Here is a 14,485-nt window from a genome sequence, read left to right as displayed (position 1 = left end):
CGCTCGTCCGGATATCGTCAAAACCTGCCAAAAAGGGACAGGTTTATTTTGGTAGGTAAAACGCTTGACCGACCAAAACAAACCTGTCCCTTTTTGGCAGGTATGGTCGGGCGGTTGCATCGGGTTTTAACGCAGCTCTAAAGAGCGCGAAACAGCTCGGAAAACCTCGCTTCGTAGCATGAGCCTAACGATCGATACCACCATAAAGCACGGAAGGGTTGTGGGGATAATGGTCAACTATGGGTTTGGTATGCCGACGCGCCTTGTTGCGGATGGAGACGTGGCTCGCTGGTGTGGACGATTGGTCGCTCACTACGGCGGCACCAAGGCGCTGGTGGTGCTGGGTGGCGACAAACATACGCGCGATGAGCTTGTCTCGGCGGCGCTCGGCTCGCTTGACCGAGCTCTGCTCGAGCGCGTGCTTTTTCGTTGCGGCTCGGTTGAGGGCGACGGGGGAGACGAGCTGATCGACGAAGCTGTGGCCCTGGCGACCGACGAAGGCGTGGACTTTGTCCTGGCGATTGGCGATGCCGATACTGCTGGCTTTGCGCGCGAACTCGCGCGTCGCATGGCGGCGCTCGATGCCGGCGAAGACGGTTTTGTCCCTTATGGATGTATTGTCTCGGAGGGCAAAGTGCCTGCCGTCGTGGGGGCCGGTGAGGTTCCCGTTTTTGCCATCATCGCGCCCGAACTGCTTGAGGGCATTGGGTCTCCTCTGCGTGAGTTGCTCGGCAGCGTGTGCGCTGCGGCGTAGGAGGGCGTTATGCCGTATGTTCAGCTTGCTGTTGCTATAGCTTGCGAAATCGGTGCATCGTCGGCGCTTAAGGCCACGCACGGCTTTACCGTGCTGGCGCCCAGCGTGGCGACAATCGTGCTGTACGGCCTGAGCTTCTATCTGTTTTCTCTCGTTCTCAACGTGCTCGATCTTGCGAGCGCCTATGCCACGTGGTGCGCTGCGGGTATCATCGCCACCTCGGTCATCTCAGCGCTCGTCTTTGGCGACCATCTGAATCCGATGATGCTTTTGGGGCTTGCCTTGTGTGTTGCGGGCGTGGTGATCGTGAACCTCGCGAGCGCGTCGTAGCTCGCCGGGCAGCGCCTTCTCTACAGCAATTAAAGAACGCCGGTCGTGCGGATGGACTTCCGCGTGACCGGCGTTTCTTTTGTATTACGAACATATTGCCAGCTTGCAACCTATGTTGCGCGAGCGTAAACGCTCGGCGTCGCCCATGTTTCAAAACACTCCGTTAATAAAACAGGCGGTTTTGGCACGCATAATCCCCAACAACGAACGCGCACCGGCGCGCTCACCGCCACCGAAGAGGGGAGAAAACCATGAAGGAACTGGTACTCATCATTCGCCCGGAGATGCTCGAGAGCCTGAAGGCCATTCTTGACGAGGTGCACTGCGGCGGTATGACCGTTTCATCCGTTATGGGCTGCGGCACGCAGAAGGGCGCCTCGACCGATGGCGTCAACGAGATCCGCGGCTTCAAGATTAACATCAACCTGCTGCCCAAGATTCAGGCGAGCGTGGTCGTGCGCGACCAGGATGTCGAGACCATCATCTCGGCCGTTCGCGAGCGTATGGCCGACGGCCGCGTGGGTGACGGCAAGATCTTTATCCGCGATATTGCCGATGCCGTGCGTATCCGTACCGGCGAGCGTGGCAACGCCGCTCTGTAGGTAAACGGATCGAGAGAAGGCGATTGCCATGCCCGGTACCCAACCGCTCGTCCAGATTAAGAACATCAACAAGTTCTACGGCGAGAACCACGTGGTCAAAGACCTGTCCATCGATGTGCAGGAGGGCGAGTTCCTGACGATTCTGGGCTCGTCCGGCTCGGGCAAGTCGACGACGCTGCGCATGGTCGCCGGCTTTGAGCAGCCCACTACGGGCGAGATTTTGCTCGCCGGCACCAACGTGGCCGATAAGGAACCTTTCGAGCGCGACGTGAACACCGTGTTCCAGAGCTACGCGCTGTTTCCGCACATGACCATCTTTGACAACGTTGCCTACGGCCTCAAGATGAAGAGGGTCTCCAAGGACGAAATCCGCGAACGTGTAATGGAGATGCTCGATCTGGTGCAGCTCGGCGGCTTTGAGGGCCGCAAACCCGACCAGCTGTCGGGTGGCCAAAAGCAGCGCGTCGCTATCGCCCGTGCCCTGGTCAACCGACCCAAGATCTTGCTGCTCGACGAGCCGCTGGGTGCGCTCGATCTCAAGCTGCGCAAGCAGATGCAGCTCGAGCTCAAGCGCCTCCAGCGCAAGCTTAACATCACGTTCCTTTACGTGACGCACGACCAGGAAGAGGCGCTCACCATGAGCGACCGTATCGCGATCATGCACGATGGCGTGCTGGAGCAAATCGGTACGCCCAAGGAGATTTACGAGGCACCTGCCAGCAAGTTCGTTGCTACGTTCATTGGCGAGACCAACCTGTTTGAGGGCATGATCTCGGCCGATACGCCCGATGGGCTCGAAATTTCGCTCGAGTCCGGTACGATTCGCTCCGATGCCAAGGGCTTTCACTTTGGCGAGCTCGTGGCCGTGTCGGTGCGTCCGGAGCGCATGCAGTTTGCTCTCGAGCCGCGCGACGGATTCTCGCTTATGGGCACGGTGCGCGAGCAGGTGTACGTGGGTTCCATGGTCAAGGCGATTGTGGTGCTGCCCGATGGCCAAGAGGTGCGCCTGGAGCGCCTGGCCGGTGATGAGCTGCCCGAGAACGGTCCGGTCTATCTGTACTGGGATCCGGCGGATGCTCGCACCATCAAGACGCTTGACCAGGTCTTTTTCTCGGCACTCGAGAATGCCGAGATGCGTTAGGGGGCGACAGCTATGTCCGATACCGCAACTATGGCGGCGACCGTTGCCGCCACCGAGCACGACGTCGAGGCCGCCCGTATCGAGCGCCATCGTCGTTTTCGCTCCAACACGCTGCCGGCGCTGGTAACCGTGGGCCCCGTCACCTTGTGGCTGCTCGCGTTTATCGCGGTGCCGCTGCTCTACATCCTGATCATGGGCTTTTGCTCTACCGACCAGTACTACAACGTGGTCTATAGCTTTACGCTCGATAACTTCCAAGCCATGCTGGACCCCGAGTATCTCAAGATCTATGGACAGTCCATCCTGATCGCGGCCATCTCCACTGCCATCTGCCTGGTTTTGGCCTATCCGTTTAGCTATCTGATCAGCCGTACGTTTAAGTCTAAAAAGACGTTGCTGTACATGATGATCATCATCCCGTTTTGGACGAACTCGTTGGTGCGCATCTACGGTTGGCGAACGTTTCTTTCGGCGACCGGCCAGCTCAATACGTTCTTGATGGCAATCGGTGCGACGAGCGAGCCCATTCAGTTTCTGTACAACCAGGCCTGCACGGTCTTTGGCATGGCATACGACATGTTCCCGTTTATGGTGCTGCCGCTCTATGCCGCCATCGAAAAGCTCGACGAGTCGCAGATCGAGGCGAGTTTTGATCTGGGTGCCAACATGCTGACCACGATCTTTAAGGTCGTGATTCCGCAGACTATGAGCGGCATCTTCTCGGGCTGCATCATGGTGTTCATCCCCAGCCTGGGCGCGTTTTATATCTCGGACATCCTGGGCGGCGGCAACGCCGATGTTATCGGCAACCTGATTCAACGCCAGTTCCAAAGCGCCAACGACTGGCCTTTAGGAGCCGCGCTCTCGATTCTGCTCATCGCTATTACGCTGCTGCTGGTCAAGATCTACCAAAAGGCCGGCGGCGATATGGAAAGCCTGGGGGTGTAGACCATGGCGATCAAGCGTCAAACCAAGCATAAGTTGAGCCGTGGGACGGGCATCGTCTTTTGCGCCCTGATCTATGCAATCCTGTTTTTGCCCATTGTGATTGTGGTTGCCAACTCGTTTAGCGGCAATACCGAGAAGCCCTATCTGAGCTGGGGTGGCTTTAGTCTGCGCTGGTACGTGCATCTGTTCCAGAACGGTCCGCTGCTGGCAAGCTTTGGCAACACCATGCTGCTCGCTATCACCACGACGGTGCTGGCGACGGCGCTGGGCACGTTGGGCGCCGTGGGCCTGTACCGCTATAAGTTTCCCGGTCGCAACCTGATCGACAGCTTGCTGTACATTCCGGTCGTTATCCCCGAGATCGTCATGGGCATCTCGTTGCTGCTGGTCTACGTAAAGGTCGGCGTGCCCCGCGGCATGGTGGGCCTGATCATCGCGCACGTCACATTCTGCGTGAGCTTTGTGATCTTTAACGTCCGCGCCCGTCTGGATGGTTACGACCCATCGCTCGAGGAAGCGTCCATGGACTTGGGCGCCAACCGCCTGGTCACGTTCTTTAAGGTGACGCTTCCCATGCTGGCTCCGGGTATTGCCGGCGGCGCGCTGCTCTCCTTTACGCTCTCGATCGACGACGTCGTGGTGTCCTACTTTGTCTACGGCCAGGACCTGACCTTCCCGCTCAAGGTGATGCAATCCATCAAGGGCGGCGTGGTGCCCGATGTGAACGCGCTGTCCACGCTGATCTTGTTGGGAACGGTGCTTGTCGTCGTGATAACTCAAAGCGGGCTGATCGACAAGTGGCGTGAGCGTCGTACCGCAACCAAGCTGAGCCAGGAAAGGGGGCGCTAGGACATGAGTGACTTCGATGTGATGGAGGCTTTCCATAGGCAGCAAATCTCGCGCCGTCAGTTTTTGCGCGGCGCGCTGGGCCTGGCTGCCGCTGGACTTGCGTCCGGCGCTGCGGGTGGCCTGACGGGATGCGGTAAATCCGACAGCCCCAACGAGCTCAACATTTTCATTTGGACCGAGTATGTGCCCGATTCGGTGCTCGAGGGTTTTGAGAAGGAGACGGGCATCCATATCAACCAATATCTGTACTCGTCCAACGAGGATATGCTGGCCAAGGTGAGGACCGAAAACGAGGGCACCTACGATATCCTGCAGCCCACGGACTACATGGTCAAAAGCCTCATTGCTCAAGAGCTGCTGGAACCGCTCGATCTTTCGGTGCTCACCAACAAGGGCAATATCGGCAAGCAATATATGGACCAGGAATTCGACCCCGGCAATAAGTATTCGATTCCCTTTATGGGCAGCTGCACCGCAATTGCGTACAACGAGGACGTGGTCGATAAGCCAGAGAGCTTTAACGATATGCTCGATGAGAAATTCCGCAGCAATATCGTGACGCTCAACGACTTTCGTGAGGTGCTCGCCGTTGCCGGCATGACGGTGGGACTTACTGGTAACGAGGAAGACGACGAGAGCATCGCCAAGATTGCCGAGCAAGCGGCTAAGTTCAAACCGAACTTTAAACTGTACGACTCCGACAGCCCCCGCAATGCGCTGGTGTCGGGCGACTGCATCGCCGGCATTATCTGGACGGCAGAGATTGCCCTGGCGCAGCGCGATAACCCGGCGATTCAGGTGGCGTTTCCCAGCGAGGGTTGCGGCATCGGTACCGATAACTGGTGTATCCCCAAGGGAGCCAAGCACTACGACAACGCGTTGGCTTTTATCAACTACATGCTGCGCCCCGAGGTGGCCAAGGTGGTCTCGGAGGATTACCCCTATGTGCAGCCCAACACCGAGGCCATCAAGCTGCTCGACGAGGATTTCCAAAACAATCCGGTCGAGAACGTGCCCTCCGACGTGTTTAAGCATGGTCGCCGCACCGAGGCGCTACCGCCCAAGGTGCTGCGTAAATACGACAAGATCTGGACGAATCTGAAAGGATAGATCGATATGAGTAACTCGACCGAAATCGATTTTAGATTTCTTTCGGAGCCCGATATCATCAAGGCGGGCGCGACCGATATGGCGCACTGCATCGATGTGATGGAAGACCAGTTTAAGCTGCTGAGTCTGGGCGATTACCGCATGAGCGGCAAGAACAAGAACAGCCACGGTGCGTTTATGGACTTCCCAGAGTACTCGCCGTTTCCCAACATGCCCGTCGCCGGACCCGACCGCCGCTTTATGGCCATGTGCTCCTACCTGGGCGGCAGCTACAACATGTGCGGCCTTAAGTGGTACGGCTCCAATGTCGACAATCGCGAGAAGGGCCTGCCGCGATCGATTCTGACGCTTATGCTCAACGATCCCGATACGGGTGCGCCGCTGGCCCTGATGAGCGCAAACCTTATCAGCGGCTATCGTACGGCCGCCGTGCCTGCCGTAGGTGCGCGCTATCTTGCACGTAAGGACGTGCGCACGGTGGGCATTATCGGCCCGGGCGTGATGAACAAGACCACGCTGCGCTCTTTTTTGATGGAGCGTCCCGATATCGAGACGGTCAAGGTTAAGGGCCGTGGGCGCCGTTCGCTGGAGTCTTACGTGGACTACGTGCATCAGAACTTCCCGAGCATTAAAAACGTGCAGATCGTCGAAACCGAGGAGGAAGCCATCCGCGACAGCGACCTGGTGAGTGTCGCTACCAACGAGAACGGTGGAATCGAGACATACCCGCGCGTGAAGCGTGAGTGGGTCAAGCCCGGCGCGCTCATCTGTGCCCCGAGCGACCTGTATGCCGACCGTGAACCGTTTATCGAGGGCGAATGGAAGTGCGTGACCGACCTGTATCCCATGTACGAGGACTGGCGCGACGAGATTGGTCGCTTTGATGTGTGCGGTACACTCGGCAACGAGTGGGTCGATATGGTCGACTACGGTATGCTGCCGCGCGAGCGCGTAGTGGACCTGGGCGACATCGTGCGCGGCGTCGACCCCGGTCGCACGAGCGAGGACGACATCTACTTCTTTAGCATCGGTGGCATTAACACCGAGGACGTGAGCTGGGGCACTACGATCTACCGCAAGGCCGTCGAGATGGGGTTGGGCCAGGAGCTCAAGCTTTGGGATACGCCGGCGCTGGCGTAGCTTGCATTAAAATAAGGGTGCTAACGAAGTGCGCCGCCGAACGATTTGAAAACGAAGGTCGTCCAGCGGCGCTTTCTTTATCAGGAGTCCTCGCAGGGACAGCAATAACCCCGGGGTATCACGATGCTTCGCGCGAGTGACCCTCCGGGGCTTTCGTGTAGGATGGTGCCCTGCCGTGGCTGAAGATTTCAAGGGCACCGAGACGTGGTTCAGCGACACTGCAGCATCGAGAGCTATAGATAGCGTTCCTTCCATGCTTGCTTATGCTCAAAGGTGAGCTCATCGGGACTGGTGTAGTCGTAGTCCGTTTTCATATCCCCCGTGGACTGAACAGTCATGGTCATATTCGTCCAGACCTCTCCTGTGGTTTGACTTTCGCGTTGTTTTATCAGGACATTTGCCGCATCATCCAGGGAATCGAGCAGCTCGTCTTCATCGATGCCGGGAAGGTCGAAGCACTTGATAAACGCGTTTGGCTTGCATGCGACGTAGAACTCTATCGAATATGACGCGTCGCCGAATTCTGCATATACCACGGTGGTCTTCCAGCCTGTTGGAAGATAAGGCGAAACGAGGTCGAATAGTCCCTGGAAGTAATCTGCGCTTTCCATTATTTGCTTGCTCCGTTCTTTATGGTGGTCACTGTCTTTTCGCCATCGATGGTGTAGGTGATTCGGAAGCTCGTGGGTCGGTTGGAGCTTTTATCGTATTTTGGAACGACTTTCAGGTATACCTCATGACCAGATTCGAGGGCTTCGGCACACGTATTTTCGATTCGCTTGTAATCGCTTTGATTGACTCTTCCGTCCATGGCCACGATGTTCTCGAGACCGTTGCCGCCCCCAAAGCGGTCGCCAATGAGATGGCCCTTCTGGTCGCCTTCCTTCTGGTCTCCTTTGCCGATCGTTTCCATGGAATCGGAGATCTGTTTGCGAGGCTCTTTACTGAGTTGAAGTTGCCCTTCAGCCGATTTAACGCGCCCTTCCGAATCCGTGCGATAGCTATATCCATTTTCGACGTATTTATTGTTAGGTATGAGTTCGTTCCCTTTGCGGAATAGTTTGCCGTTGTCGTCCCTGTATTCCTTATTGGCAGGTTCAATCAACTTGTTGGGGTTGATTGGGATGACGTTTTTGGTTTCGTTCGGTGCGTGTTTTTGCTCTTTGGACTCGTATCCTATGAGGCGATCTGCCATGTTTTTGAGCCGATTGACCGTATTTGGTGCTTTGGTTTCGGGTTTTGGTGACTCTAATTTCATATCACCCTCCTATTCAAGGCCAGTGAAAAGAGCGGGTGCCAAATCTCGGTAATAGGTTTCTTTGACATCGCTGTCTGTGTCGATATTGACACAGACTGTCGTGGACTCCATCAGGTGATTGGGATTGAAGTCGAGAATGTGCTTAGTGTCAGAGGGTTGCTTGGACTCGGGAGTGGCCTCTGGGCTGATCCACTCGATCATACGAGGCCCCCGTTGTTGTACCAGTCAGTGAACTTGGCCTCATCTGTCTCATCCAGGTAGAGGATATCGGTTATCACGCCTTGGATGATCGCTCGACGGACTGTGTCGCCCATCATGGCATTAACTCTGTTCTTGAGCTCGGACTCGGCGGCAACGGTCCATTGCTTGGGGTTCTCGCTACGCTTGATTGCCGCTTCTACGGCCTCTTTTACGCTGGGGAACAGCGCGCTCATGAACGGAGCGAGTTCGGTCATGTGCGGATCGATGGGAGGATTCTGTAGCGTACGCAGGATGCGCACTGCGGTCGATGCGGCGATATCGAGGCGGTCGAGCGCTTCGCGAATGTCTCGCAGCGCCGTCGTATTCTTGACGGGGGCGCAAGCGATGAGCGCATTGGCGATTGATGCTGCGACGTTTGCGTTATCTGCGGGGGCAGCGGGAGTGGGCTGCTCGTAGATGAGCGGCTCGCTGTCATCGGTTTTGGCGACTTTGCAGAGCACGGGCTCGACCCAGTCGTTCTGATAGACGGCGGCGACGCCCTTGGGCAGGCGGGCAAGTTCGATGATTTGTTGATCGTTAAGGTTGGCTGCTCGGCCGGCGAGTTCACGGTCCGAGAGGTCGGGTAGACGGTGGATGATCTTGGTATTGGTGTTGCGGATTGCAGCCATGTCAAGCAGTCCCGGGGCTTGGTCTGCAATCACAAAGCCCTCTCCGTAGGTGCGCATCTCGGCGATGGCGTTCGAGATCATCTCGACGCTCTTACCCAGGAGGTTGCCGCTTTCACTATTCTGATCGGCGGAAGTCCGCTTGAGCAGATTGTGCGCCTCCTCGAGAACGGTTAGATGACGCAGCGGCTGGTTCATGCTGGAACTGCTCGCCATGCGATGCTCTTGAAGCTTGAGCACGATGAAACCCATGAGCAGCGACTTTGTTTCGACCGACCCCACACGCGATAGGTCGACGATCGCGTTGCCGTCGAACAGCGTATCATCGCCAACCTCTTTGGGTGTGAGGATCATGCCGTTGAGCCCGTTGGTGAGCGAGTTTAGGCGCGTGAGCAGCGAACCCTTGTAGGCGCCCTTGTTTTCGGCGTCGTATTCGCTCTCGTCGAGGATCTCGCGGACATTGCGTGCCACATCGGCAAAGGTGGGGTAAAGACTGGGACCATAAGGGTTCACCGAAGCGGTGAGATCCCAGCCGCAGTCCTCATAGGAGCGCGAGACGGCATCTTTGAGCACGGCGGGCATGGCGGCGTACATGGGCCAGCACACGTTGAAGATCTCCACGAGACGATCGAGATGCTCGAGCACATGGATGCTCTCGGGAAAGCTGAACGGGTTGATGCGAAGCAGCGGCGCGACAGTGGGGTTGGTGCCGAACACGCGCACATCATCGCGTCCGCCGTAGACATTTTTATACTCGCCCTTGGCGGGTTCGACCACAAGGAACTTGACGTCTTGGTCGGAGGCCTCGTCGAGGATGCGACAGACCGTGTTGGTCTTGCCCGCACCTGTGCTGCCTGTGACGAATACGTGACTCGCGAGCGAATCCTTTTGTAGAAGAACTCTCACAGGCTCCACTTTATGCATATGGAATATCTTTCCCAGCTTCAACCCCGATGTCGGCTGTGTTCCGTCGAAGGTCGAGACGTTGCGTCCAAAGGCCGCGCATTCGATAACGGGTAGGCCGGGTATCGATTTCTTGGGGAAGTTGAGCGAGTAGGCAAGCTCTTTGCCGGAGAGCACTGTCGTCGCGGTGACGGAGGCGGGGTAGACTGAGAAGCTCGGGTGCTTATCGAGAAGCGCGGGAGAGAGCGCGAAGATGGGATGGCGCAGATCCTTTAGGTAGGTACAGATCGCTTTGGCGTCCTCGCTGTTTTCTCCAAGGTCACCGCGCCAGAGGCTGACGGCCGCCTGTGACATGAAGGACTCTTTGCCCTGGGTGAGGGCGAGGTAGGTGTGCGCCACGTTGTTTGCGACGTTGTGGTCTTCGGAGAGCACGTAGGCGCAGAAGTCCCACATGCCGAGGGCCGAGGCGAGGTCGAGGCGTTTCATCTGCGCCTCGATGATCTCGAGCGCGTGCTGGATTGTGTAGTTCTTGAACGTTTGGGTGATTCCCTCGTCGTTTCCAAGCGTAGCGGTGACGGTGCTCGAGCGGGCGAACGACCCGCCGAAGTTTGCGCCGAGGTTCACCGCTTTGGATACGCCCGATGTGACCGATGTGCCTTTCGAAACGGCTTTACCGATGCCGCTCGTCACGGCTTTGCCGAGTGAGCTCGAGACGGATTTGCCGACAGCATCGGTTGTCCCCTTTGCAACGGAGGTGGAGTGGGAGGAGCCTTGGGTGTGGTTTACGTTTAGGTCGGCGTGGCTATTCGCAACAAAGGGCACGCCGACGCCCCCACCAACTGTAGCCCCTATCTGCGACGATTCATTCGTCTCGTTCGATTCGGTGTCTGTGATGCTCTCGGTCGTCGTTTCCGACTGCGACGTTCCGCGATTGGCGGAGTCCGTCTGCGAATTGTTTGTCGAGTCCGTCTCGTTGTAGTTGTTCGCAACCGACTGGTTGGTCCCCGCCTGCCTTCCGGCGCTCACGCCGGCGTTCACGCCGATGGTCGCGGATGAGCCGATCGAGTCGTTCTGATGGTAGGTGTAGTTTGTCGTCCAAGACGCATAGGGTGTCAGCAGCGAATGGAGTTCGGCGAGCCGCAATTTGCGCTCTCTAATGTCGTGCGCGGGCGTGGCAAGCAGAACGAGCGTATATTCCTCGGCGCGGCTTTTGGGAACGATGCCGTCGAGCAACTTCTCGATGGTCTGGGTTACGAACTTGTCGTTCTTCTCGGTCGGGATATTCGAGACCGTTGCCACTGAATACGAACGATTTCTCTCCAGACAGGGGAGGCTGCCGCGCTGCGGAGCACCGATCTCGGATCCCGGAAAGTTGCCCTTGAGCGCATCGGAGACGCGACGCGTGAAATTGTCCACATCGATGTTGTCGCTCGCGTTTTCTGTGTCCACCACGGCGAGGTAGACGTTGGCATTCGTCGAGGTCCTATTGAACACAAGGGCGATGTTGCAGTTCTCGTCGGCAAGGACATCGTAGACGTTAACGAGCTTCTCGAGGCTGTCCTCGTTGGGGTCCACGACCCATTTGGCGATATTTATATAGCGGATGTTGAACTCATCGTTGAAGCTGTCCGGGTATTCCACCGCTGGATCGACCGGGCAGTACACATTTCTGAGCTGGGAGAGATAGGCCCCGTGTATCTCGACGGCAGCAGTCGCAAGGAGGCGGTTGGTCAGTTCGGTTGCCGTTGCATCGGTTGGATCGGGTTTCTGTGAAAGGTAGGCCTCTCGCTTTTTCTCGACTTGCTCGAGTTGTTCGCTGCTGAGCGATGAGACTTTGGCGACCGCGTTGCCCGCTTTATCAGCGGCATGGACGATGGCGCTTTTGATGCCCATGGGAACTCCTACTCCTTCCAGTCGATAACGCGCGAGACGTAATTCTTGCGGTCCTCAAGTGTTCCGAGTTTTGCCTCGAGAGAGGCGATCTCGGCGGTCTTCTTGCCGATTTCCTCCACGTGCCCGTGAAGTACCGGGTTGTAGTCGGTGATGTTAGCGATAATTTGGGTGATCAGATCGCTTAACCATGTGTTGAATCCACAGATGTGTCCGCGTCCGATCTCGCCGCGCGTTTTGGCAAACGACCGGTCGATCTCGTCGTTGAACCTCTGCTCGACTTTGTGCAGGAACAGCTTGTCCGACCGAAAGACGACCGTGCTGCCCCAGCGGAGCTCGTTAAAATCTGATTTGTTGAACACGTCGTGTCGTGGTTCCGCAAGGCTGAGGGCGTGGAAACCGATGATGATCTTTCCAACTTCCTCGCGTTTCTCATCGGAGAGCGGGTTGTCGTCGGCGGTCGCGATGCGGTAGAGGGCATCGCGGCATTGCTCTGCGCGGCCGATCCAATAGGAGCGCGAGCGATCGTCGATTGTCGACGCCATTTGGGCGGCGGCGAGATTGTAGTTCGACACGACCTCGTCGAACAGCTGGTCAGCGGCGTCTTTGTCTGCCTTCTTCTCGGTTTCCTTTACGTCCGATTGCTTCTTAAGGGCATCGGCGGCGTCGTCGACAAAGCCCTTCGCGGCGTTCTTCACGTTGTCTGCGAGCTTTGATGCGCGACCCATGAGGTCGTTTGGGTCGCCATTTTGCGCGGGGGAGCCGACCCTGTCGAGAAGGTTAGGGAGTATCGAGTCGAATGCGCTTACGGCCTCGCCCGCACGGTCGGAATAATTGAGCCCCTTGCGCTTCTCCTCAGTGATGGTGTGTTGGCGCGCCAGCAGCGCGTCTGTGCTGGTTTTCCATGTCTTTGCCGTTACGGTGCTGTCGAGTTCGGGACCATATGCGGCTTCCGAATCTTGCAGGGCAAGCGTTCCGTAGTCCTCGAGTCGCTCGATGAGTTGACTCTTCTCCTGGTCAAGCTCCTCTTCCCGCTTGCGCTTTTCCTCTTCGACCACGGCCTTCGCTTCGTCGATCTCCTCTTTGGTGATCCCGATGATTTCTTGGAGCAACGCCTCCGACTGGGTACATTTGTTGTAGGCGGAGTAACGTTCGGCAAAGAGCCGTATTTCGTTTTCGATACAGAACAGACCGCTGTTTGAGAGCAAGAGGTCTTTGCACGCCTCGGACTCCTTGTTTGTCCTACGCGAAATCTGGCCGGGGAGAATGTCGTAACGATAGAGCGTTTTGTAGAAGCGGCTTGCGGGGTCGACGTATTTGCGCTGCTGGTCCTCGAATTTTTCGGCGTAGTTGTCGCTCATGAACTCGCCGTTGTTTTTCGAGCCGAGTCCGAGAATCGACGAGACAAAGTAGATGCCCTGCCCATATAGGTTCGACGGGATTGACCAGTGCATGATCTGTGCGACATCCGAGTCTTCGAAGCCGCCTTTGGGTAGATCGGCGGAGTCGGCCTTGTTCACGACAATCATGGCAAAACGTTCGTCGATCGCCGGAATCTGCTCGATTTCCCTATAGAGTTTCTCGTTGTCGGTCGAGTCGAGCGTGCTGTACTCTGCGACAAAGATTGGAAGGCCGTTCGAGAGGCCCTCCATAGCCTCGCGGAGCACGCGAGCGTGGTCCTCGTTGGAAGCCGAATTGGAGCCCGGGGTGTCGAAGATGACAAATTCCCTGTCATGGGGCCACGGGTCGGCATCGCTGAATGGGACCTCGAGCTTGATGAGGTCGGACACCTGCTCTCCGCTATCGCCCTGACGATACGAGTTGAGCACCTTGAGCGCCGCGTTGATTTGCGATGCCATTCCCGTCTCGGCCTTGGTGGCGCTTGCGGTGATTAGGTCATAAAGTGCTTCGCCTGCTAGGTCCTTGTTCTCCATGAGGCCCGTGGGGTCGAAGCGCAGTAAGAAGCGCCTGTTCCCGCAGGAGAACTGGACCATGGCACGGTCGCGATCTTTAGACCGTTTGATTTGAAACACGCGCGCCGTCACAGGCTCGTCGCCGTTGGGGAGAATCTCCATGCCGACGAGCGCGTTGATGAACGTCGACTTTCCCGCGCTATAGTTGCCCAGCACACACAGCGGAATGATGTCGCTCGAGACGTCTGTGAATCGGTCGATCTTCTCCGCGACTATCTTTCGTTGTGAAACGGAATCGTCCACCAGCGGCTTGATCTCCTTGAACACCTCGATGATCTCGGGGAGAACATCGCGCGCGTTTGCAAGGTGGCGCTCACTGCGGACCGCGTAGATCGAGCTGGCGGAGTCGCTCTCGTCGCAAATCGCCTTGAGTTCCTCCCATTCATCGTCCGAGCCTTCGAAGACCAGTTTGATTTTGTCGCCCGATCCAAATTCACCGATGATGATCTTAGCGATTTCCTCTGCCTTGAAGGGAAAGAATCCATGCACCAGCTTTTCGCTATGTAGGGCGCTTCCGGGGTTTGTCGCCAACGTGATCTCGTGCCAGCCGTCATCGAGTCGGTAGTACCGGACACGCTCCTCATACGGGTTGCTTACGATTTTAATTACGGTTTCCGCCATGATTTCCGTCCTTAGGATATCGGTCGTGAATCGATTTAATGATACGGAATTACCTTTTTGGTGGGTGTCTCGGTTTCCTTTTATTCCGCGGACGGCCGGG

The 14,485-nt window shown here is 57.0% G+C and carries 13 protein-coding genes; 8 read left to right on the top strand and 5 right to left on the bottom strand.

The features are described 5' to 3' along the window. The first annotated feature begins 178 nt into the window (after positions 1-178). The 8 genes from ACTQ40_RS01660 to ACTQ40_RS01625 all read left to right on the top strand — a co-directional run bounded on the left by ACTQ40_RS01660 (position 179) and on the right by ACTQ40_RS01625 (position 6,874). Entirely contained in the window at positions 179-754 is a 576-nt protein-coding gene (locus tag ACTQ40_RS01660) for an iron-containing alcohol dehydrogenase (protein ID WP_441031640.1), read from the top strand. Positions 755-763: 9 nt separating this feature from the next. Then, entirely contained in the window at positions 764-1,084 is a 321-nt protein-coding gene (locus ACTQ40_RS01655) for a DMT family transporter (protein ID WP_441563198.1), read from the top strand. Between the two features lie 251 nt (positions 1,085-1,335). Next, positions 1,336-1,686: a P-II family nitrogen regulator gene (locus ACTQ40_RS01650; protein WP_441536775.1), complete on the top strand. Its 351-nt coding sequence runs from the start codon at positions 1,336-1,338 to the stop codon at positions 1,684-1,686. Between the two features lie 28 nt (positions 1,687-1,714). Then, positions 1,715-2,827, top strand: coding sequence for an ABC transporter ATP-binding protein (locus tag ACTQ40_RS01645; protein WP_441563197.1), 1,113 nt, complete (start codon positions 1,715-1,717; stop codon positions 2,825-2,827). 12 nt (positions 2,828-2,839) lie between these two features. After that, positions 2,840-3,775 carry an ABC transporter permease gene (locus ACTQ40_RS01640; protein ID WP_441563196.1) on the top strand — a complete coding sequence of 312 codons (936 nt, stop codon included), beginning with the start codon at positions 2,840-2,842 and terminating at the stop codon, positions 3,773-3,775. Between the two features lie 3 nt (positions 3,776-3,778). Continuing rightward, complete coding sequence (locus ACTQ40_RS01635; protein ID WP_441563195.1) at positions 3,779-4,624, top strand: ABC transporter permease; 846 nt, start codon at positions 3,779-3,781, stop codon at positions 4,622-4,624. A 3-nt stretch (positions 4,625-4,627) separates the two neighbouring features. Next, complete coding sequence (locus ACTQ40_RS01630; protein ID WP_441563194.1) at positions 4,628-5,734, top strand: polyamine ABC transporter substrate-binding protein; 1,107 nt, start codon at positions 4,628-4,630, stop codon at positions 5,732-5,734. Between the two features lie 6 nt (positions 5,735-5,740). Further along, positions 5,741-6,874, top strand: a complete 1,134-nt coding sequence (locus tag ACTQ40_RS01625) for a tyramine oxidase subunit B (RefSeq protein ID WP_441563193.1) — start codon at positions 5,741-5,743, stop codon at positions 6,872-6,874. A gap of 233 nt (positions 6,875-7,107) precedes the next feature. Here ACTQ40_RS01625 and ACTQ40_RS01620 read toward each other — a convergent pair whose 3' ends face one another. The 5 genes from ACTQ40_RS01620 to ACTQ40_RS01600 are packed head-to-tail and all read right to left on the bottom strand — an operon-like array spanning position 7,108 to position 14,385. Beyond that, positions 7,108-7,485, bottom strand: a complete 378-nt coding sequence (locus ACTQ40_RS01620; protein WP_441563192.1) for an immunity protein YezG family protein — start codon at positions 7,483-7,485, stop codon at positions 7,108-7,110. Beyond that, positions 7,485-8,132 (bottom strand): DNA/RNA non-specific endonuclease, encoded by a 648-nt coding sequence (locus ACTQ40_RS01615; RefSeq protein ID WP_441563191.1) that lies wholly within the window; start codon positions 8,130-8,132, stop codon positions 7,485-7,487. The genes ACTQ40_RS01620 and ACTQ40_RS01615 overlap by 1 nt, the downstream gene beginning before the upstream one ends. A 9-nt stretch (positions 8,133-8,141) precedes the next feature. Continuing rightward, on the bottom strand, positions 8,142-8,333 hold the full coding sequence (locus tag ACTQ40_RS01610; RefSeq protein ID WP_441563190.1) for a hypothetical protein: 192 nt from the start codon (positions 8,331-8,333) through the stop codon (positions 8,142-8,144). Next, entirely contained in the window at positions 8,330-11,794 is a 3,465-nt protein-coding gene (locus tag ACTQ40_RS01605; RefSeq protein ID WP_441563189.1) for a helicase HerA domain-containing protein, read from the bottom strand. The genes ACTQ40_RS01610 and ACTQ40_RS01605 overlap by 4 nt, the downstream gene beginning before the upstream one ends. An 8-nt stretch (positions 11,795-11,802) precedes the next feature. Next, the gene (locus tag ACTQ40_RS01600) at positions 11,803-14,385 is read right to left on the bottom strand and encodes a dynamin family protein (protein ID WP_441563188.1); all 2,583 of its coding nucleotides are present in this window, start codon (positions 14,383-14,385) and stop codon (positions 11,803-11,805) included. Positions 14,386-14,485 lie beyond the last annotated feature (100 nt).

This window comes from Collinsella sp. Sow4_D11 (assembly GCF_052116465.1).
In the GTDB taxonomy this organism is placed as follows: Bacteria; Actinomycetota; Coriobacteriia; order Coriobacteriales; family Coriobacteriaceae; genus Collinsella.
The sequence above is the reverse complement of the archived record's forward strand: the minus strand, read 5'-3'. Positions and strand labels throughout refer to the sequence as shown.

What these genes read in the sequence shown, in the direction of transcription:
- ACTQ40_RS01610 (WP_441563190.1), bottom strand. Translation starts at nt 8,333, where the DNA reads ATGATCGAGTGGATCAGCCCAGAGGCCACTCCCGAGTCCAAGCAACCC.
- ACTQ40_RS01600 (WP_441563188.1), bottom strand. Translation starts at nt 14,385, where the DNA reads ATGGCGGAAACCGTAATTAAAATCGTAAGCAACCCGTATGAGGAGCGT.
- ACTQ40_RS01630 (WP_441563194.1), top strand. Translation starts at nt 4,628, where the DNA reads ATGAGTGACTTCGATGTGATGGAGGCTTTCCATAGGCAGCAAATCTCG.
- ACTQ40_RS01660 (WP_441031640.1), top strand. Translation starts at nt 179, where the DNA reads ATGAGCCTAACGATCGATACCACCATAAAGCACGGAAGGGTTGTGGGG.
- ACTQ40_RS01615 (WP_441563191.1), bottom strand. Translation starts at nt 8,132, where the DNA reads ATGAAATTAGAGTCACCAAAACCCGAAACCAAAGCACCAAATACGGTC.
- ACTQ40_RS01655 (WP_441563198.1), top strand. Translation starts at nt 764, where the DNA reads ATGCCGTATGTTCAGCTTGCTGTTGCTATAGCTTGCGAAATCGGTGCA.
- ACTQ40_RS01650 (WP_441536775.1), top strand. Translation starts at nt 1,336, where the DNA reads ATGAAGGAACTGGTACTCATCATTCGCCCGGAGATGCTCGAGAGCCTG.
- ACTQ40_RS01635 (WP_441563195.1), top strand. Translation starts at nt 3,779, where the DNA reads ATGGCGATCAAGCGTCAAACCAAGCATAAGTTGAGCCGTGGGACGGGC.
- ACTQ40_RS01625 (WP_441563193.1), top strand. Translation starts at nt 5,741, where the DNA reads ATGAGTAACTCGACCGAAATCGATTTTAGATTTCTTTCGGAGCCCGAT.
- ACTQ40_RS01605 (WP_441563189.1), bottom strand. Translation starts at nt 11,794, where the DNA reads ATGGGCATCAAAAGCGCCATCGTCCATGCCGCTGATAAAGCGGGCAAC.
- ACTQ40_RS01645 (WP_441563197.1), top strand. Translation starts at nt 1,715, where the DNA reads ATGCCCGGTACCCAACCGCTCGTCCAGATTAAGAACATCAACAAGTTC.
- ACTQ40_RS01640 (WP_441563196.1), top strand. Translation starts at nt 2,840, where the DNA reads ATGTCCGATACCGCAACTATGGCGGCGACCGTTGCCGCCACCGAGCAC.
- ACTQ40_RS01620 (WP_441563192.1), bottom strand. Translation starts at nt 7,485, where the DNA reads ATGGAAAGCGCAGATTACTTCCAGGGACTATTCGACCTCGTTTCGCCT.